At 41.5% G+C, this 17,958-nt stretch carries 18 protein-coding genes and 2 pseudogenes; 10 read left to right on the top strand and 10 right to left on the bottom strand.

What is annotated here, in order from left to right; all coding sequences use genetic code 11:
• Position 1: 1 nt before the first annotated feature.
• From F3G98_RS02300 to F3G98_RS10315, 5 genes and pseudogenes are all read right to left on the bottom strand, one after another.
• A complete protein-coding gene (locus F3G98_RS02300) occupies positions 2-1,246 on the bottom strand; it encodes an MFS transporter (RefSeq protein WP_103607913.1) in 1,245 nt (414 codons plus the stop codon).
• Positions 1,236-1,754 carry a hypothetical protein gene (locus tag F3G98_RS02295; protein WP_223231290.1) on the bottom strand — a complete coding sequence of 173 codons (519 nt, stop codon included), beginning with the start codon at positions 1,752-1,754 and terminating at the stop codon, positions 1,236-1,238. Before F3G98_RS02295 ends, F3G98_RS02300 begins: the two co-directional genes overlap by 11 nt.
• The gene (locus F3G98_RS02290) at positions 1,738-2,019 is read right to left on the bottom strand and encodes an AtpZ/AtpI family protein (RefSeq protein WP_002939762.1); all 282 of its coding nucleotides are present in this window, start codon (positions 2,017-2,019) and stop codon (positions 1,738-1,740) included. Before F3G98_RS02290 ends, F3G98_RS02295 begins: the two co-directional genes overlap by 17 nt.
• Positions 2,019-3,302 carry a glutamate-1-semialdehyde 2,1-aminomutase gene (gene hemL, locus F3G98_RS02285; RefSeq protein WP_103607915.1) on the bottom strand — a complete coding sequence of 428 codons (1,284 nt, stop codon included), beginning with the start codon at positions 3,300-3,302 and terminating at the stop codon, positions 2,019-2,021. Before hemL ends, F3G98_RS02290 begins: the two co-directional genes overlap by 1 nt.
• A 272-nt stretch (positions 3,303-3,574) precedes the next feature.
• Positions 3,575-3,910, bottom strand: a pseudogene (locus F3G98_RS10315) (c-type cytochrome); the annotation flags it as partial.
• Positions 3,911-3,993: 83 nt separating this feature from the next.
• On the opposite strand from F3G98_RS10315, the gene folD reads away from it, so the two are divergent.
• From folD to F3G98_RS02265, 3 genes are read left to right on the top strand one after another with little or no spacing between them, the layout of a single operon-like run.
• The gene (gene folD, locus F3G98_RS02275) at positions 3,994-4,845 is read left to right on the top strand and encodes a bifunctional methylenetetrahydrofolate dehydrogenase/methenyltetrahydrofolate cyclohydrolase FolD (protein ID WP_103607917.1); all 852 of its coding nucleotides are present in this window, start codon (positions 3,994-3,996) and stop codon (positions 4,843-4,845) included.
• A 4-nt stretch (positions 4,846-4,849) separates the two neighbouring features.
• On the top strand, positions 4,850-5,755 hold the full coding sequence (gene lepB / locus F3G98_RS02270; protein WP_103607918.1) for a signal peptidase I: 906 nt from the start codon (positions 4,850-4,852) through the stop codon (positions 5,753-5,755).
• Positions 5,742-6,398 carry a site-2 protease family protein gene (locus F3G98_RS02265; protein WP_149725685.1) on the top strand — a complete coding sequence of 219 codons (657 nt, stop codon included), beginning with the start codon at positions 5,742-5,744 and terminating at the stop codon, positions 6,396-6,398. Before lepB ends, F3G98_RS02265 begins: the two co-directional genes overlap by 14 nt.
• An 18-nt stretch (positions 6,399-6,416) precedes the next feature.
• Here F3G98_RS02265 and F3G98_RS02260 read toward each other — a convergent pair whose 3' ends face one another.
• The gene (locus tag F3G98_RS02260) at positions 6,417-7,802 is read right to left on the bottom strand and encodes a DUF4139 domain-containing protein (RefSeq protein ID WP_149725684.1); all 1,386 of its coding nucleotides are present in this window, start codon (positions 7,800-7,802) and stop codon (positions 6,417-6,419) included.
• A gap of 109 nt (positions 7,803-7,911) precedes the next feature.
• Here F3G98_RS02260 and rpiB point away from each other — a divergent pair, with 109 nt between their 5' ends.
• The 6 genes from rpiB to ychF are packed head-to-tail and all read left to right on the top strand — an operon-like array spanning position 7,912 to position 12,395.
• Positions 7,912-8,355: a ribose 5-phosphate isomerase B gene (rpiB, locus tag F3G98_RS02255; protein ID WP_021086444.1), complete on the top strand. Its 444-nt coding sequence runs from the start codon at positions 7,912-7,914 to the stop codon at positions 8,353-8,355.
• Positions 8,352-8,684 (top strand): hypothetical protein, encoded by a 333-nt coding sequence (locus F3G98_RS02250; protein WP_002939538.1) that lies wholly within the window; start codon positions 8,352-8,354, stop codon positions 8,682-8,684. The genes rpiB and F3G98_RS02250 overlap by 4 nt, the downstream gene beginning before the upstream one ends.
• Positions 8,685-8,704: 20 nt before the next feature.
• Positions 8,705-9,253 carry an adenine phosphoribosyltransferase gene (gene apt / locus F3G98_RS02245; RefSeq protein WP_103607921.1) on the top strand — a complete coding sequence of 183 codons (549 nt, stop codon included), beginning with the start codon at positions 8,705-8,707 and terminating at the stop codon, positions 9,251-9,253.
• A gap of 1 nt (position 9,254) precedes the next feature.
• The gene (locus F3G98_RS02240; RefSeq protein ID WP_012001446.1) at positions 9,255-9,860 is read left to right on the top strand and encodes a DedA family protein; all 606 of its coding nucleotides are present in this window, start codon (positions 9,255-9,257) and stop codon (positions 9,858-9,860) included.
• Positions 9,841-11,292: a leucyl aminopeptidase gene (locus F3G98_RS02235; protein ID WP_103607922.1), complete on the top strand. Its 1,452-nt coding sequence runs from the start codon at positions 9,841-9,843 to the stop codon at positions 11,290-11,292. The genes F3G98_RS02240 and F3G98_RS02235 overlap by 20 nt, the downstream gene beginning before the upstream one ends.
• Positions 11,292-12,395, top strand: a complete 1,104-nt coding sequence (ychF, locus tag F3G98_RS02230) for a redox-regulated ATPase YchF (protein WP_103607923.1) — start codon at positions 11,292-11,294, stop codon at positions 12,393-12,395. Before F3G98_RS02235 ends, ychF begins: the two co-directional genes overlap by 1 nt.
• A gap of 349 nt (positions 12,396-12,744) precedes the next feature.
• Here ychF and F3G98_RS02225 read toward each other — a convergent pair.
• Positions 12,745-12,993, bottom strand: a pseudogene (locus F3G98_RS02225) (phosphatidylserine decarboxylase); the annotation flags it as partial.
• 241 nt (positions 12,994-13,234) lie between these two features.
• Complete coding sequence (locus F3G98_RS02220; protein WP_103607924.1) at positions 13,235-14,506, bottom strand: anthranilate synthase component I family protein; 1,272 nt, start codon at positions 14,504-14,506, stop codon at positions 13,235-13,237.
• 142 nt (positions 14,507-14,648) lie between these two features.
• Here F3G98_RS02220 and F3G98_RS02215 point away from each other — a divergent pair, with 142 nt between their 5' ends.
• A complete protein-coding gene (locus F3G98_RS02215; RefSeq protein WP_103607925.1) occupies positions 14,649-15,389 on the top strand; it encodes a sulfite exporter TauE/SafE family protein in 741 nt (246 codons plus the stop codon).
• A 27-nt stretch (positions 15,390-15,416) separates the two neighbouring features.
• On the opposite strand, the gene F3G98_RS02210 is transcribed toward F3G98_RS02215, so the two are convergent.
• Together F3G98_RS02210 and serC are read right to left on the bottom strand one after the other, a co-directional pair.
• Complete coding sequence (locus F3G98_RS02210) at positions 15,417-16,877, bottom strand: methyltransferase regulatory domain-containing protein (protein ID WP_103607926.1); 1,461 nt, start codon at positions 16,875-16,877, stop codon at positions 15,417-15,419.
• The gene (gene serC / locus F3G98_RS02205; protein WP_103607927.1) at positions 16,877-17,956 is read right to left on the bottom strand and encodes a phosphoserine transaminase; all 1,080 of its coding nucleotides are present in this window, start codon (positions 17,954-17,956) and stop codon (positions 16,877-16,879) included. Before serC ends, F3G98_RS02210 begins: the two co-directional genes overlap by 1 nt.
• Positions 17,957-17,958: the final 2 nt, after the last annotated feature.

Raw genomic sequence — 17,958 nt, 5'->3', positions numbered from 1 at the left:
TCTACTTTTTATTTTCTCTATCGGCAAAATTGCCATTTTGCTGAATAGTCGCGATGCCAGCCGTCCTTGCAACGAGCCTGTCGTTGTACTCTTTTCTCATGTGCTGCGGTATGGTCTTTTGCGTTAGCGCAAATAAAATGAGCCCAATATAAAGCACCAAATAGACATAGATGAAGCCAAATGCACCAAAAATTTTCATCGCATAGCTCATAAGAAGCGGCGAGAAAAGCGAGGCAAAAGAGTAGCTAAAAAGCAGCGCACGTGCCACTTGGACGCTCTTTGTCTTGTCTGTGATCTCGTCATTTGCCCTAGCAAGCGAAAGTCCGTATGTGCAAAATATGCCACCACCAAAAAAAAATGAGAGGATGTATTGAATGGTTAGGTTGTTGCCACTTAGCAAAAAGAGCACCGCGCTTATCAAGGCTACGGCACTACAAAGCAAGAGTGCTGGGCGTCTTCCGTATTTATCAGAAAATCCGCCTATTAACGCCTGCGCTATAAAACCACCACCCATCGCTATCGTCATAAAAAAGGACGCCTCTTTTGCGCCGTATCCTTGAAGCATGATAAATAGGCTTGCCATCGAGAAAAATCCATTTATCGCAAGTCCTGCGACAAGCGCGCCCACAAGAGCTAGCGGGACTATGCCAAAAATTTTAGGGATGTTTATAGGTTGGCGCTGCGGGATTTGAGGCTGATTTATGCGGATTAAATTTAAAGGTATGCTTGAGAGCATGATAAAGGCTGCGCTGATGATGAAAATTTCAAATGCGCTAAGATCAAGCGCTAAGATCAAAATTCCAAGTCCAAAGCTCGTGTAGAAAACGCACTCGTAAAAGGCGATGACACGCGATCTTATCTTGTTTGGGATCTTAGCATTTAGCCAGCTTTCTATAACCATCAAAAGCGCGTAGTAGCAATATCCCAAAAAGGCTCGAAGTATCGCCCAAAATATCAAATTTTCGCTTATGGCGTGAAGCATGGCTGAGACTGCAAATATAGATGAAAAGATAGCAAAAGCTCTGATATGGCCGGTGGTTGAGATGACCCTGTGCGCTGTGATCGTGCTAATTAACGCTCCTATGAAAAATCCAGTGTTAATTAGTCCAATCGCAAGCTCGCCTACGCCATTTTGCTTAAGTAGCGCACTACAAGAGGCGATAACTAGGCCGTTTCCTATAAAAAGCAGGCTCATGCCCAAAAATAGCGGTCCCATCGAGCGAATGATCCTAAAACTACTTGCCATCTGCGTCCTTTCTTAAATTATTTTGCATTATCCCAAAGATAAAAGCTCCAATAGGCATCGGAGCAAGCCCCACTAAAAAGCCAGGCACGTTTAGTAAATTTTCATTTTTTAAAAATATAAATCCAAAAAAAAGTATCGCATACGCAACCAAGCGATAAGGCATAAAGGCTGCCACAAAGCTTCTATCTTTAAATGAAAATTTCTGCTTTTTTAGCCTTGCTTTTTCATCTTTTAGGCTAAATTCTTTTGCCTCATTCTGGGGCAAAATTTCATCATCTTCTTCGTCCTCTTCTTCTATCTTGGCTAAAATTTCCCCTCTTGCATTTTCTAGCCTTGAATTTATGCGGTTTTTATAGGCAAAAAAACTAGCCGTTAGGATGATAAGCGAGGCAAAAAATGAAATTTGCGAGCTTATAAAAAATTGATTTGATATAAATTTGCCAACCGCGCTAAGGGCTAGCCAAAGCGCAAAGTAGCAAATAAAAAGCCTGCTAATCGTCCTCGTCATCATCGTCTTTTTTATAGCCTTTATATCTTGTCTCATCCTTTAGCTCATCTAAGCTTTTAACCTGCGCTTTGTAGGCTTTATAAACGTTTAAAATGGCAGCTGCGATGCCAAAAGCAAGCCCTATCCAAAGCGCTGGCGTGAAATTTGTAGCCTTTTTTACAAGATATCCTAGCCCAGTGCCGATCACCACAGCCACAACCATCGATATGCCGAGGCTTAGCTGCTCAGCACCTGCTACGATATCTTTTATCTTAAATTTTGCCATTAAGCTTTTATCTCCAAAAATGCCTCTTTAGCTGCATTTACCGCTAGGTCGATATCAGCTTCACTCATCGCATCGCAGATAAATCCCGTCTCAAACTGACTTGGCGCTAGATAAATTCCGCGTTTTAGCATAGCTTGGTGAAATTTAGCAAAGAGTTTTGTGTCGCTCTTTAGCGCATCGTCGTAGTTTTTCACGGCGTGCTCTGTAAAAAAGTAACCAAACATCGAGCCACGAACCTCGGTTTGAATGGTGATGCCAGCGCTTTTGGCTGCCTCTTTAAAGCCGTCCATTAGTTTTTTAGCTAGTTTTTCAAGTCTAGCGTATAAATTAGGATCATTATTTATCTTTGAAATAGCCGCTATACCAGCGCTCATCGCCACTGGGTTGCCACTTAGCGTGCCTGCTTGATAGACAGCGCCCTCTGGGCTTAGGCAGTCCATGATTTCAGCTTTGCCACCAAATGCAGCGACGTTCATGCCTCCGCCTATGACCTTGCCAAATGTGACAAGATCGGCATCCACTTCGTGAAATGGATATGAGCCAAGGCGAGAAGCTCTAAAGCCGCTCATAACCTCATCAAGTATAAGCACAGCGCCAAATTTATCACAAAGCTCTCTAAGCTCACGTAAAATTTTCTTATCAGCTGGCACAAGCCCCATATTTCCAGCGATTGGCTCGATTATGACTACGCCGATTTTGTCTTTGTTGTTCTCAAAAATAGCCTTTACGCTCTCTATATCGTTGTAGATAGCTAAAAATGTATTTTTCACAACGTCTTGTGGCACACCGCCGCTTGAAGCGTTGCCGTATGTCGTAGCGCCACTTCCTGCTTTGATAAGAAGTGCGTCGCTGTGTCCGTGGTAGCAGCCTTCAAATTTGATAAGCCCGTCTTTTTTAGCATATCCTCTAGCCACTCTGATAGCGCTCATGGTAGCCTCTGTGCCAGAGCTAACGAAGCGAATTTTATCTATTTGTTTAAATTCATCACATATTAGCTTTGCTAGAGCGGTCTCTTTTGGTGAGGGAGCACCGTAAGAGACGCCTTGTTTTACAGCAGAGATGATCGCATCTTCGATATCTTTGTCGCAGTGACCAAAGATGAGCGGACCCCAGCTTTGGATGAAGTCAAGGTATTTTTTGCCCTCGACGTCGTATAGATAAGCTCCCTTGGCATGATCTATCATCACAGGCTCGCCCCCAACGCTGCCAAATGCACGAACAGGTGAGTTTACGCCGCCTGGGATATATTTTTTAGCTTCGCTAAATGCCTCTTTATTTGTCATTTTTTATCCTTTTGATTTTGTGTTTTTAAATTTGTCTTTTGATTATCTTTTTGATTTATTGCTGGTTTTGCTGGTGTCTTTTGCGCCTGCGTGCTAGCTGGCTTTGCTGGTTCGGCTGGCTTTGTCGCTGGCGCTTGCTTTGCTGGCTCGGCAGGCTTTGCAGCAGGCGCAGCTTTAGTGGATTCAGGCTGTTTTTGCGTAGCAGCAGGGGTGGCTGGCTTAGCTAAATTTTTGGGTGCTACTTTTGCCGCTTTTGCAGGAGGTTTCATCTGATTTGTGATGTATTCATAAAGGATGGTCGTCTCCTCGTCTGTTAAAAAGTAGCTTGGCATGACGCCTTTTGGCTTTGTTAGAGCGGCTTTAAAGCTTTCAAAGTCTATATCATTTATCTTTGGCGCTCTAAGCTCGTCATCGACCGTTTTGTTTGCTTTTTTGTCAAAGTGCTTGTATTTAGAGATTAGGCTGCCCTCGCCCTTTGCGCCATGACATTTATCACAGCCTATGCCGCGTGGATTTAGGTAGAGCATCTTGGCGTACTCGGTCTTTGTGATAAAATCAGCACCAAAAATAGCCACGCAAAAAAGCAAAATCAAAAAAACAGACCTCATAAACCTCTCTTTTAAAAATTTAATTTATTTTTAGGTATGATACCACCCTTGTGATTAAAAAAGCTTTTAAGTAAGGATCGAATATGAAAATTTTAGACGGAAAAGCCGTATCTTTAAAGGTCAAAGAAAGCGTAAAAGTAAGAGCTGATGAGCTAAAGAAATTTGGTGTCGAGCCAACCTTAGCCGTCGTCTTAGTCGGCGAAGATAAGGCATCTCAAACATACGTTAGAGCCAAAGAGAAAGCCTGCAACGAATACGGCATAAAAAGCGTCGCTCACCGTCTAAGCGAAAATACAACACAAAACGAGCTACTTGCCCTTATAAACGTGCTAAATTTAGACGATAGCATCCATGGTATCTTGGTTCAGCTGCCACTGCCAAAGCATATCGATACAAACATCGTGCTCGCAGCGATCAATCCACGAAAAGATGTAGATGGCTTTCACGCTGTAAATGTTGGCAAACTTGTTAGCGGGCTTGATGGCTTCGTGCCTTGCACACCGCTTGGCGTGATGGAGATTTTGAAAGAGTATGGCATAGATGTAGCTGGGCTAAATGCAGTGGTGATCGGCAGAAGCAACATCGTTGGCAAACCTATGGCAAATTTACTCCTAAATGCCTCTGCAACGGTTACAGTGACACATAGCAAGACCACAAATTTAAAAGAAATTTGCAAAAATGCTGACCTTATCGTTGCAGCCATTGGCAAGCCATTTTTCTTAAAGGCTGATATGGTAAAAGATGGCGCAGTAGTCGTTGATGTAGGTATAAACAGACTTGATGATGGCAGGCTTGTGGGCGATGTGGATTTTGACGAGGTCGCACCAAAATGCTCATATATCACACCTGTTCCTGGCGGCGTTGGCCCGATGACCATAGCCATGCTTTTAAACAACACCATCCTTGCTGCACAGGCAAAAAAAATTAAAGAGTGAGATAATGAAGAGAGCTTTTACTAAATTTTATGACTTTTGCTCGAGCTGGACAGGCACGGTTATCATCGTTTTGCTTGTCATTTTCTTTGTAGCTCAAGCCTTTGTGATCCCGTCTGGTTCGATGAAAAACACACTTTTGGTTGGGGATTTTTTATTTGCTAAAAAGTATGTTTATGGCATACCAACACCAAGAATTCCATGGCTTGAGGTGAAAATTTTACCTGAGCTAAATGACAATGGTCACCTCATCAAAGGCGATGGTCCTGCAAGGGGCGATATAGTCGTATTTCGCTATCCAAACGATGAGAAAACTCACTTTGTAAAGCGCTGCTTTGCAACTAGCGAAGACGAGATCGTCTTTACTGAAAAAGCCCTCTATCTACGCCCAAAAGAGGGAGATAGCTTTATAAAGGCAAACTGCCGTGAAAATTTAAACGGCAAAGAGAGTAAATTTGGCTACTCATGTAGCGATGTAGCCGAGCTTGATGGCAAGCTTTTCATAAAAGAGCCATATAGATTTAGCGGCATCCACTACGACGAAAATGTAAATTTATTTGAGCAGATGGTTTTCATGCTAAATACAAACAAATCAAACGTTTTTATGAAGCCAGCGCTAATTAGCTCACTACCGCAAAATCCAAATTTTAACTTTAACGCTTTTTACGTCAAAGTGCCAAAAGATGAGTACTTTATGATAGGCGACAACCGCGACCACTCAAACGATAGCCGTTTTTGGGGAAGCGTGGCTTACAAAGATATAGTTGGACAGCCTTGGTTTATATATTTTAGCTGGGATAATAACTACAATGTTCGCTGGGAGCGTATCGGACGCTTTGTAGATACGATAGAAAACGATGAGTTTTTTACAAAACAAGCTCTAAAAGAGGGAGAAGTTGATGGACTTCACTAATTTTGACCCCATAAAAGTCGCCACTATCGTCCTCTCTTTAATAATTGCCATCGTCGGTCACGAGATCGCTCACGGATATGTCGCTTATAAATTTGGCGACAACACAGCAAAAAATCTTGGCAGACTTAGCATAAACCCTATAAAACACATCGATCTTGTTGGCACTATCATCGTGCCACTGGTGCTTTATCTAAGCACTGGTATGATGTTTGGCTGGGCAAAACCAGTGCCTGTAAATACCTACACAGTCGTGCGAAATGGCGGCTACAAGGCAGCTATCTACGTAAGTCTAGCTGGCATTTGCTACAACATTATCTTAGGCATCTTATCGCTTTTTGTGCTAAAGGCTTTATTAAATATAGAAACCTTTGAAATTTTACTTCAGTTTTTATTTACGCTTGCGCTTTTAAATTTGATGTTAGCTATCTTTAACCTCTATCCGATACCGCCACTTGATGGCTTTCACGCGCTCGAGTATGCGCTTAGAAATTTTGGCTTTCACGCACTAGCTGAAAAGCTTGAGGGCATCTCAAGATATGGCTTTGTCATCCTTATCGTCATCCTCGTCTCGCCTTTAAAAGATACTATCTTTTATCCGACAAGATACGTTTTAGATATCGCAAGTGCATTTATAAATGGCTAAATTTAGAGCAAATTTGCTCTAAATTTTTGGCTTTGTGATCTTATAAGAGTACTCTTTTTTAAATTCCTCTTTTGGTGCAAGGCTAAATTTAAGCTCCACCTTGCCATCTTTGCTGATATCTTTTTTATCAAAGCCCTTTATCTCGACCTTTACCGCCTCGTCGGCAGATACTGGTACACGATCGACCAAAGTGACCTCAACGCTCTTGCTTGAGTTATTTTTGACACTTATCTCATAGCCCTCTTCGCTTATGCGCTCTTTGCCAAGAAACGAGCTCTTTTTAAATTTATTCAAGCGCTCTTTTTTAAGCTCGATTAGCTCGTTTTGTCCTAAAAATAACTGCACTGGCTCATCTTTTGCTTTCATCTCAAACTCGCTTGGGCTGCCAACACTCACACCATTAACGTAAAACTGCGTTTTAGCTGGAGTTAGATCATCATTTAGCTTAATGCTAGCTACGTTATATGCCTTTAGCGAGCCGTAAAAATCAGCAAAAACGCTAAAATTTGCATCCATTTTTTGCGTGTCGTAAGTTATATATTTGCTCTCGCCTTTTGCTAAATTTATCCCATCTATCTTCCAAATTTTGGCAAACTCATTCTCATCTCTTTGCACACGCATATCAGCGACCTCAGCGGCGACTTTCGCGGCTCTTAGCATATTTTTCGAAGCACCGTAACTATCAGCTTCAGCCTCGCTCTCCTCATACCAAGGGTAAAACTTGCTTGGAGCAAGCGCTTTTTGATATCTGGTTGGATAGATGGCGAGCTTTAAATTTTTAACTTCGCTGGCAAAAGGATTAGTGAGTAAAATTTCTTGTTTTATCAAGATATTTTTGTTTTTTGTGTCTGCATAAATTTCATTTAGCGTCTTTGGGGCCTCATCATCCATATATGAAAGCGTCGCCTCTTTTGGATCGCAAGCAAATTTCATATCAAGCTGCATAAATCCAGCCAGATCGCTCTTTGGCTCGTTTTCTTTAAGCGCTTCAAGCTCACTTTTAGCAGCTGAAATTTTCTCGATATTTTCTAGGCTAAATTTATAAAACTCATCAGCTCTTTTTGTCACATCGTTAATTTTGTTTTCTTCTACCAAAGCTTGCTCTATAAACCTGCCTCTTGCATTTAGCGCCTCAAGCTTGCTACTTAAATTTGCAACTTCTTGCTTCCATTTTATGTAACTTGGGCTATTTTCTTCGCTGATCTTTTTTAGATAAGCATTCGCGTCACAATCCCCATTTATAGTGATGCTCTCACTCTGCACACCCTCTGGCACAAAGGCACTAAAAGAGCTATTTGTGTCACTAAATTTTTGAGTGATGATGGTTTGATCTGTGTAGATCTCTATTAGATTTTCATTTGCAAAGGCCAGCGTAGAAGCCGCTAAAAAGAGCACTTTTTTCATATTTTCTCCTTTAAATTTTTGGTAAATTATAGCTTCATTTTGGCTGAGAGTAAAATTTTATTTTAATGCAACTTTGACTATAATCAACAAAAAATTTAACGGACTTTTCATGAAGATAGACAAAGTTTTCTTAGCTAGCGATCACGCTGGTTTTGAGCTAAAAAACGAGCTTAAAGAGGCTATTAAAGGGCTTGGATACGAAGTGGTTGATCTTGGCACAAACGATAAAAATAGCGTTGATTACCCTGATTATGCGCATTTGCTAGCGAGCAAGCTTGAGCCTAACTGCTACGGCGTGCTAGTTTGTGGCACAGGCATAGGTATATCAATAGCTGCAAACAGGCATGAAAACGTAAGATGTGCCCTTTGTCACGACGAATTTACCGCAAGGCTTGCCAGAGAGCACAACGACGCAAACGTGATCGCTTTTGGCGCAAGGGTTATTGGCGCAGGCGTGGCTATCTCGGCGGTTGAAGCCTTTTTAAAGACTGAGTTTGCAGGCGGCAGACACGAAAGAAGAGTCAAAAAAATAGAGCTTGAGGCAGGCAAATGATAGGCGAGTGGATCGTTTTTACCGCTCTTGTTTGTGCTGCGATCTACCTAACCGTCATGGTTTTTTACTTCAAAACGCTTCTAAAAAAAGAGCGTGCGACAAAAGATTTTATGAAAAATAACCTCCAAGACACCGAGGTCGTCATAAGAAAGTTTCAGATCCAACTCCAACGAAGTCTAGGCAACATCGACATCTTGACAGACGAGCTAAACAAAACTAAAAACGACGTAACCTCACTTCGCACAAGAAATTCCCAGTACCGCTTAGAAAACGACAAGCTAAGACAACGAATTCGTGAGCTTGAAGGCAAGATCGAAGCGCTACTATAACCTCAAATTTAAGGAAATTTATGAAAATTTTAGATCAAAAAGGCAAAGAATTTTTACTAAACTCTATTCGCTGCATAAACGACTTTCCAAAGCCTGGCATAGTCTTTCGCGACATCACGACGCTGCTAAATAACAAAGAGGCATTTAACTTTTTGATAGATCATTTGGTGGCTAGATACGAGGATGCAAATATCGACTATATCGCTGGTATCGAGTCTCGTGGCTTCATCTTTGGCGCGGCGCTTGCAGCAAGACTAAGACTGCCTTTTGTGCCTATTCGCAAGCCAAAAAAACTGCCTTTTATCACACTTTCTCAAAAATATAGCCTAGAATACGGCGTCGATGAAGTGCAAATTCACATCGATGCTTTTGGAGAAAAAGCAGGCGCTAGAGTGCTTTTGATGGATGATCTCATCGCGACTGGAGGCACTGCAAAGGCTTCAGTTGAGCTTATCAATCAAACTAACGCAACATGCGTAGAAACGTGCTTTCTCATAGATCTAGTCGATCTAAAAGGTAGCGAAAAGCTAAAGTCGCTTACTAAAATTTACAGCGTTTTAGAGGTTTAGAATGGAAGAGTTTTTTATAGAACTGCTTAAAGAGTACGGCTACATCATACTTTTTGTCTGGTGTATCATGGAGGGCGAGATGGCCTTAATAATGGCTGGAATTCTCGCTCACACCACGCATATGCACATCGCGCTTGCTATATTTGTGGCTGGACTTGGAGGCTTTGTGGGTGATCAAATTTACTTCTACCTTGGCCGTTACAATAAAAAATACATCGCAAAAAGGCTTCACACGCAGCGGAGAAAATTTGCAGTAGCGCACATAATGCTGAAAAAATATGGCTGGCCGATCATCTTTTTACAACGCTATATGTATGGCTTTCGTGTCATCATACCGCTTTGCATAGGGCTTACCGGCTATGACGCTAAAAAATACGCCTTTATAAATTTAATCAGCGCTTGGTGCTGGGCGGCGATCACCACCATACCTGCTTGGATACTTGGCAAGCATATATTGGTGCTGCTTCAAAAGGCAAAAGAGCACTGGTATGTCGCTATCCCAGTGGTTGCCATATTTATGGGGCTTTTGATCTATACATTTAAGCGCATCGAAAATAAAATTTTAAACGAAAGGAGAGATAGAAGACATGCAGTTTCAAATAGTTGATAAAAAATTAAAAGATATAAAAGCTGATATTGAACTAATTTTCGTAGTAGATAAGGACTTAAAACATAAATTTATAGGCGATAAAGAGGCTATTAAATTTAACAATTACAAAGGCGAAAGCGTCCTTGTCCTAAGCGAGGCAAAAAGGGCTTACGTGCCACTTTCTAAGCTTGATCTTGACGAGCTTAGGGTTGCAGCCGCTAAAGCTTATAACGCACTAAAATCGCTAAATATTAAGAGCATAAAGCTAGCTTCTTACGTAGCGCAGTGCCAAAAACTAAGCTTTGAGGCGCTAGCTGAGGGCTTTTTGCTTGGAAGCTATGAATTTAACAAGTATAAAGAGAAAAAAGAGAGATACACCCTTAAAGAGATCATCTTTTCTACTGAAGAATTTGCTGGCACAAAGGTCGATCTAAAAGCTGCAAATGAGGGCTTTAAAGAGGCAGAGATAATAGCAAATGCTACAAATTTCACAAAAGATATCGTAAATGAAATCCCAGAAATTTACACCCCACAAAAGATGGCCGAGGACGCTTTAAATTTAGCCAAAAACATCGCCAGCATAAAGTGCGAGGTCTATGACGAGAAATTTCTAGCAAAAGAGAATATGAACGCATTTTTGGCGGTAAATCGCGCAAGCGTGCATAAACCAAGACTCATCCACCTAACCTACAAGCCTAAAAAATCTAAAAAACGCATCATCTTTGTCGGCAAAGGGCTAACATACGATAGTGGCGGCCTTAGCTTGAAACCGGCTGACTATATGCTCACTATGAAATCAGACAAAAGCGGCGCAGCAGCAGCTCTTGGCATCATAAAAGGTGCAGCGGAGCTAAATTTACCATTTGAAATTCACGCCATTTTAGGTGCGACTGAAAACATGATCGGTGGCAACGCTTATAAGCCAGATGACGTGCTTATTTCAAGAAGTGGCGTTAGCATAGAGGTGAGAAACACCGACGCAGAGGGACGTTTGGTGCTGGCTGATTGCCTAAGCTACGCTCAAGACTTTAAGCCAGACATCCTAATCGACATGGCAACCCTAACTGGCGCTTGCGTCGTGGGACTTGGCGAATACACAACAGGCATCATGGGCAACAGCGAGAGCCTAAAAAATGAGTTTAAAAACAAGATAAAAGATAGCGGCGAGTTAGCGACTACGCTTGATTTTAACCCTTATCTTAGCGAGCTTATAAAAAGCCAGATCGCAGACGTTAGCAACTGCGCCTCAAGCAGATATGGCGGCGCGATCACAGCTGGCATGTTTCTAGCCAAATTTATCAAAGATGAGTATAAAGATAAGTGGCTACACCTTGATATCGCAGGCCCAGCATACAGCGAAAAGGCTTGGGGCTACAACCAAGCAGGTGCTAGTGGAGCAGGTGTGAGGATGAATTTATACTTTTTACAAGCACTTAGCAAGGAGAATTGATGGGACTTTCAGTTGGAATAGTAGGCCTACCAAATGTGGGTAAATCAACAACATTTAACGCACTTACAAAGGCGCAAAACGCCGAAAGTGCGAACTATCCGTTTTGTACTATCGAGCCAAACAAAGCCATCGTGCCAGTGCCTGATAAGCGACTAAATGAGCTTGCAAAGATAGTTAGTCCAAATAAAATTCAATACTCAACCATCGAATTCGTAGATATCGCAGGCCTTGTAAAAGGGGCTAGCTCTGGCGAGGGACTTGGCAATAAATTTTTATCAAACATCAGAGAAACCGAGCTTATCTTACACATAGTTCGCTGCTTTGAGGATGAAAATATCACCCACGTCGAAGGTAGCGTCGATCCAGTAAGAGACATCGAGATCATCCAAACCGAGCTGATACTAGCTGACATCGAGCAGCTAAACAAAAAGATAGAAAAGCTCACAAGAGAGGCAAAAGCAAATGCAAAAGGCGCTAAAGAGGCGCTTGAGATAGCAAATTTACTTTTAGCTTACCTAAATGATGGCAAAAGCGCAAGCAGCTTCGAGCAAAGAGATAGCGAGGCGTTTTTAGCGCTCAACAAAGAGCTAAGGCTTCTAAGCGCTAAAGAGGTAGTTTATGGCGCAAATGTCGATGAAGAGGGGCTTAGCGAAGATAATAAATTTGTAAAAGCACTAAAAGAGTATGCTAAAGCCTCAGATCACGAGGTGATCAAGCTTTGCGCCAAGGTTGAAGAGGAGCTAATCGGTCTAAGCGACGAAGAGGCACACGAGTTTTTGGCATCTCTTGGCACGCACGAGAGCGGCCTTGAAAAGATCATCAAAACGTCTTTTGCAAAGCTAAATTTGATAAGCTATTTCACCGCTGGCGTCGTAGAAGTTAGGGCTTGGACGATCACAAATGGCTGGAAAGCGCCAAAAGCAGCAAGTGTTATTCACAACGACTTTGAGAGGGGCTTTATCAGAGCTGAAGTTATAAGCTATGATGACTACATCGCACATGGCGGCGAAAACGGAGCCAAAGAGGCTGGCAAGATGAGACTTGAAGGTAAAGACTACATCGTGCAAGATGGCGACGTGATGCACTTTAGGTTTAATGTCTAAATTTAGCCCTTTTTGGGCTAAATAGCTAAAATTTATACATAAAATATTTAAGCCTTGGGTTGCAAGGCAAATTTAATTTTTTTATAACAAGTTAATAAAATTCTTTTAAAAATATATCAACTCATAATCTTATATCTTATTAATATATTTAAATGATGTAAAAGCTATCGACTTAGTAAAACAAATATCAGCTTACAGATGAGCCAATCAAATTTTAATCCTAGAGAAATTTTGGTAGATAAAATAATACGCTCATCATCTTTTACATGCCTTCATACCTATAATATTTTGAAGACTATAACTCATATTATAATGGATATATAAAAATTTACTCATATGCTTAGCGTATTTATTTTATAAGTCCTATCGCTTCAGCAAATTTTAGCTCTTTGTTTTCAAAAAGGTTGTACTCGATCACATCTTTTTCGCTAAGTATGATGATAGTTGAGCCAAGCTCGAAATTTCCAAGACGCTCGCCCTTTTTGATGTGTAAATTTTCATATTCATAAATTTGTGTAAAATTTGCCATCGCATTTGTTTGGATGCGATCATCAAAGCTAAATTTCATCTTGCCAACATTTAGCGCACCCACGAAAATAGGGTCGTTAAAGCTAGGATAAATTTATCTTGGCATTAGTTATTCTTTTTAAAGCCAAACAACACAAATTTACTCTTGCATGTCAATTTACTACCTTTTAATTTAATAAATTTTATCTATCTTTCTTTTGCAAACTATTTTTATTGTCCTTATGCGCCATAAAGCACGCACATATAAAAACAAAAATCGTTATAGCTAGGATCAAATTTTGTCCTGGTATGAAAGCTCCTGATTTGTAAATTTAAACCTCTTTTGCGCTGTTTTTAAAGACATTTACCACGCTGGCTCGTTTGTGACAAATTTCAGCATACTCTTTCTCGCTCTTTGAGTCATAGACTATGCCAGCTCCAGCTCCGACAAAGACGTCGCTAAAGCCTTTTTTAGCTGGCACAAAGATGGCTGAGCGGATGAGGATCGCCACCTGAGCGTCGCCATTAAAATGCAAAAATCCAATGCCCCCGCCATAGATATTTCGCTCAAAAATTTCAAGCTCGTTAATTATCTGCATCGCTCTGATCTTTGGCGCACCGCTTAGCGTGCCAGCTGGGAAGATGCTAGCTAGCACGTCAAAAAGATTAAGCTCCCTAGCGCACTTGCCATAGACGTCGCTCACGATGTGCATCACTTTTTCAAATTTTTGGATATGCATCGCATTTTTCACGACCACGCTCTTTGGCTCTGAGACCCTGCCGATGTCGTTTCTGGCAAGGTCGATTAGCATCTTATGTTCAGCTAGCTCCTTTTCGTCGCTTAAAAGCTCATTTTCAAGCGCCACATCAGCGTTTGCATCGCCGCCTCTTGGTCTTGTGCCTGCAATTGGTGCTACAAAAATTTGCTCGCTTTTCATCTCAAAAACAAGCTCAGGCGATGAGCCAACCACATCACCATAAGGCGTAGGAAAATGAAACATATATGGGCTAGGATTTGCTATGGCAAGCTTTTTGTAAAAGTCCAGGCTGCTCATATTAGTTGAAATTTCAAGTAACTCTCCAAGCACCACTTGGAAAACATCGCCACTTCTTATGTATTCTTTTGCCACTTCAACCATATCCTCAAAGTGTTTCTTTTCTTCACTAAGATCGGTTTTTATGCTAAATTCACACTCTTTTTCGCCCTTATGCTCTGCCTTTAAATTTAGCAAAAAGTCATAATACCTCTCTTTATCTCCATAAAAAGTGTAAATTTTACTCATCTTATCAAAGTGCAGATATGCTTTTGCGTCAGCATAGATAAATTTTGGAAATTCATACTTTTTAGCCTTCTCTTCGCCGATATATTCAAAGTATCTCACGCCATCATATGCAAAGACGCCAAAAAGTCCAGCAAAAGATGCGAGCGATCTGTTACGATTAGTATCAAAGTAGCTTCTAAGTCCGTAAAAGTCCATATCCTTTTCATCGATATATTCGCAGTCGATACCGATTATCGTCTGCGTCTTGTCTTCAGCAAGGTAGCTATTTTTAAATTTCTCTCTGATCGCTTCGTAATAAAAAAGTGGTTGTTCTAAGAGCATCTTTTTCCTTTTAAATTTTTATTGATTATAAAAAATTTTCGCTTTTACTTTTTAGAATTTTGGCTAAAATTTTAAATTTACGCCTTTTTACTATTTTTTTAAGAGCCCCTTGGCTAAAATTTGCACCAGTCAAGGGAGAAAAATGCTTTTTGTAGAACTATTTATAATCGGTATCGGCGTTGGTTACATCGCTGGGTTTTTTGGCATCGGTGGCGGCACGGTCGTCGTTCCTATTATGGTTGCCTTTGGATACGGCGTCAAAGATGCCATTGGCATAAGCGTCATGCAGATGATCTTTAGCGCGACATTTGGCTCGTATCTAAACTACAAGGCTGGGCTTTTAAAGCTAGATCGCGGCGTCTTTTTGGGGCTTGGAGGCTTGGTTGGAGCCAGCTTTAGCGGCATTATCGTATCGCATGCGCCTGCACTTTTACTTGAGTCTATGCTACTTGCGACATTTGTCTTTTCGCTTATAAAACTATACTTTTCACCAAACAGCGACGGCTCAAATGCGAATAATTCGCTCTTTTTGCTATTTTTAGTTGGCGTTTTTGTTGGCGTTTTTGCCATTAGCATAGGCATCGGCGGAGGCGTCTTTATCGCCCCTATCTTGGTAGGCTTTTTGCGTTATGAGCTGAAAAAAGCCGTTTCTATGGGCGTGTTTTTCGTTATGTTTGCAGCCATTGCCGGCTTCACCTCACTCTCACTAAATGGTCACATCTCATACGCTGAGGGCACATTTTTAGGTCTTGGCTCGCTAATAGGCGCATACTTTGGCACCAAAAAGACGCAAAATACCGACAAAAAAACACTTAAAAAATGGTTTTTGGTCTTTTACATAGCGATGATATGTTTGATATTAAAAGATATGTTTTTTGAGTAAGAGCATGGCTAAATTGCCACGCTCTTTTTAAATTTCTTCAAAAAAGTAAGCTTCACTTAGTTTAAAGGCAAGCTCTTTTAGCTCATCTTCGCTTAAATTTACGCCCTTTGCGATCTCTTTAAAGCTGGCCTTGCCGTCAAATTTCAAGGCAGCCTTGATCTCTTCAACGCTTAAACTAAGCTTGCCATTTAGCTCATTTGCCAAAGAAATAACTGGCGAGCTAGCATCCAGAAAATACCCAAGATAGGCCGCAGCTCTAGGCTTTAGCCTAGTTTTTTTAGGCTCATAAGCAAGTGCAGCAAGCTTTGAGGATGAAATTTTAGTGTTTTGATCGTTTAAAATTTCAAGTAGCCCCATAAATGCTTCGCCCTCGCTCTCACCAAGTGCGGCCTTTACTTCGCTTAAATTTAGACTTTGTGGATAGGCTTTGCTTAAAATTTCTTGCGTTTTTGTCCTTGGCTGCTCACTAAAATATGCAAAATAAACCCTATCAAGCTCGCTCTCTCCAAGCACCGCATCAAAGTCATCAGCGCCATCAAGCCTTTCTTTGTGCGCGATGAGGCTCTTTCTAAAGGATCTATTAAACAAAAAGTCATTTAGCTGCTCTTTCTTGATGCGAGTGTTGTAGCTTTGCTCGATGTGCGCGTCAAATCGGTAGATCCCAGTCGAGCTTGCAAAGATGTCATTTAGCGAGGCGTCTATGACGTAACAAAGTCCGTGTTTGTCGATGTGTTTGGCAAATTTATGAAAGTATGTTGGCTCGTTGCTAGCCTCCAAAAAGTCGTGCAAAATGTAATAATCACTCCCTTTTGCGATAATGCCTTGCAAGAAATTTAGCTGCGTCAAAAGTAGCTTCATACTATCTTTATAGACGACATCGCTTTGGTTTTGCAGGCTAAATTTCAAGTAATCCTGCAAGAAATTTAACTCTTCTTTGACGTGAGGAAGTGAGTCTTTATCGCCTCTATTTGCGCTCGCAAAAAGCATGAAATCTCTTAAGATATCAAGGCTCTTCCAGCCTGGGTAGGTGTTATAGGAGACGTAGGCGATGCCATCTTTGCTAAGTAGCGCCTTTATCGTTGCAAGTAGCGCGTCTCTTACGTTTGGGCTCACCCAGCTATAAACGCCGTGTGCGATGATGTAGTCAAACTCGCCAAGCTCTTTGATGTCGTGCTCGTTCATGTGCAAAAAGTCGCGCTCAAGAAGGGTGAAATTTTTTAAATTCATCTTCTTTGCGATCTTGTTGCCCTCTTCTACTTGGTGGCTTGAGATGTCGATGCCAACGACCTTTGCCTCTTTGTGTGAGACGGCAAATGGCAAGATATTGCCACCGTATGATGAACCAAGCTCAAGCACTCTAGCCTCTTTTAAATTTGCCGCCTTTAAGCCCAGGAATTTAGCAACCGCCTCTATCCTAACAGGCGAGCAGTCGCTAAATGCAGCTGAGAAATAAGGAATTTCATCGTAAGCTTTTTTTGCCTTGTTCATCAGCCGTGCTTTCTGGCAAATTCTCTCATGAACTCGCCAAGTTTATCAACGTCGCTTTGGCTAACGGCGTTGTAGATAGAGGCTCTTATGCCACCAAGATGTCTGTGACCTTTTAGCCCTAGCATGCCCTCTTTTAGCGCTTCTTCGACGAAAACTGGCTCAAGCGCATGATCTTTTGGTATCGTAAAGCTCACGTTCATATCTGATCTGCTTGATTTTTTAGCGTGACCCACGTAAAAGCCATTTGAGCTATCGATAATATTATAAAGTGTGCTTGCTTTTTTGGCGTTTATCTTCTCAACCTCAGCAAGTCCGCCAAGATCTAGCAGGTGCTGCATAGTTAAATTTAAGAGATAAATTCCAAAAGTTGGCGGTGTGTTGTAAAGTGAGTTTGCCTCTACGTGCGTTTTGTAGCGTAAAAACATAGGGACATTTTGGCTGCTCACGCGATCAACTAGATCTTTTCTTAAAATGATGATAGTCACGCCGCTTGGGCCTGCATTTTTCTGAGCTCCACCGTAAAGCAAGCCGATACTGCTAAAATCAAGCGGTCTAGCGAAAAAATCACTCGAAGCATCGACAACTAGGGGCGATTTGGTCTTTGGCATAGATTTATACTGCGTGCCATAAATAGTGTTGTTTGAGCAGATGTAGGCATAGTCAGCATCGTCACTAAATTTCACCTCAGGGATATAAGAGAAATTTTCATCCTCGCTGCTTGCTACGACATCTACATTTACGCCAAGCACTTTTGCCTCTTTGATCGCTTTGTTTGTCCAAACGCCGGTGTTTGCGTACTCGGCCCTGCCACCTTGATATAAATTCATCGGTATCATGCTAAATTGCAAGTGTGCGCCGCCTTGTAAGAATAAAATTTCATACTCATCGCCGATGCCGTAAAGCTTTCTTATCTTCTCCATCGCGCCAAAATGGATCTCCTCAAAGGTCTTGCTTCTGTGGCTGATCTCCATGATCGAGTAGCCCTCGCCTCTGTAGTCGGTAAATTCGGCCTTTGCGTGCTCTAAAACGTCTAATGGTATCGCGCTTGGGCCTGCGCTAAAGTTGATTTTTCTACTCATTT

Origin of the sequence: Campylobacter concisus (assembly GCF_902460895.1) — a bacterium.
GTDB classification, from domain to species: Bacteria; Campylobacterota; Campylobacteria; order Campylobacterales; family Campylobacteraceae; genus Campylobacter_A; species Campylobacter_A concisus_BC.
The sequence above is the reverse complement of the archived record's forward strand: the minus strand, read 5'-3'. Positions and strand labels throughout refer to the sequence as shown.

Bases quoted from the DNA above. Each gene is read 5' to 3' on its own strand.
- F3G98_RS02300 (WP_103607913.1), bottom strand. From the start codon at position 1,246: ATGGCAAGTAGTTTTAGGATCATTCGCTCGATGGGACCGCTATTTTTG.
- F3G98_RS02295 (WP_223231290.1), bottom strand. From the start codon at position 1,754: ATGACGAGGACGATTAGCAGGCTTTTTATTTGCTACTTTGCGCTTTGG.
- F3G98_RS02290 (WP_002939762.1), bottom strand. From the start codon at position 2,019: ATGGCAAAATTTAAGATAAAAGATATCGTAGCAGGTGCTGAGCAGCTA.
- hemL (WP_103607915.1), bottom strand. From the start codon at position 3,302: ATGACAAATAAAGAGGCATTTAGCGAAGCTAAAAAATATATCCCAGGC.
- folD (WP_103607917.1), top strand. From the start codon at position 3,994: ATGAAAATTTTAGACGGAAAAGCCGTATCTTTAAAGGTCAAAGAAAGC.
- lepB (WP_103607918.1), top strand. From the start codon at position 4,850: ATGAAGAGAGCTTTTACTAAATTTTATGACTTTTGCTCGAGCTGGACA.
- F3G98_RS02265 (WP_149725685.1), top strand. From the start codon at position 5,742: ATGGACTTCACTAATTTTGACCCCATAAAAGTCGCCACTATCGTCCTC.
- F3G98_RS02260 (WP_149725684.1), bottom strand. From the start codon at position 7,802: ATGAAAAAAGTGCTCTTTTTAGCGGCTTCTACGCTGGCCTTTGCAAAT.
- rpiB (WP_021086444.1), top strand. From the start codon at position 7,912: ATGAAGATAGACAAAGTTTTCTTAGCTAGCGATCACGCTGGTTTTGAG.
- F3G98_RS02250 (WP_002939538.1), top strand. From the start codon at position 8,352: ATGATAGGCGAGTGGATCGTTTTTACCGCTCTTGTTTGTGCTGCGATC.
- apt (WP_103607921.1), top strand. From the start codon at position 8,705: ATGAAAATTTTAGATCAAAAAGGCAAAGAATTTTTACTAAACTCTATT.
- F3G98_RS02240 (WP_012001446.1), top strand. From the start codon at position 9,255: ATGGAAGAGTTTTTTATAGAACTGCTTAAAGAGTACGGCTACATCATA.
- F3G98_RS02235 (WP_103607922.1), top strand. From the start codon at position 9,841: ATGCAGTTTCAAATAGTTGATAAAAAATTAAAAGATATAAAAGCTGAT.
- ychF (WP_103607923.1), top strand. From the start codon at position 11,292: ATGGGACTTTCAGTTGGAATAGTAGGCCTACCAAATGTGGGTAAATCA.
- F3G98_RS02220 (WP_103607924.1), bottom strand. From the start codon at position 14,506: ATGCTCTTAGAACAACCACTTTTTTATTACGAAGCGATCAGAGAGAAA.
- F3G98_RS02215 (WP_103607925.1), top strand. From the start codon at position 14,649: ATGCTTTTTGTAGAACTATTTATAATCGGTATCGGCGTTGGTTACATC.
- F3G98_RS02210 (WP_103607926.1), bottom strand. From the start codon at position 16,877: ATGAACAAGGCAAAAAAAGCTTACGATGAAATTCCTTATTTCTCAGCT.
- serC (WP_103607927.1), bottom strand. From the start codon at position 17,956: ATGAGTAGAAAAATCAACTTTAGCGCAGGCCCAAGCGCGATACCATTA.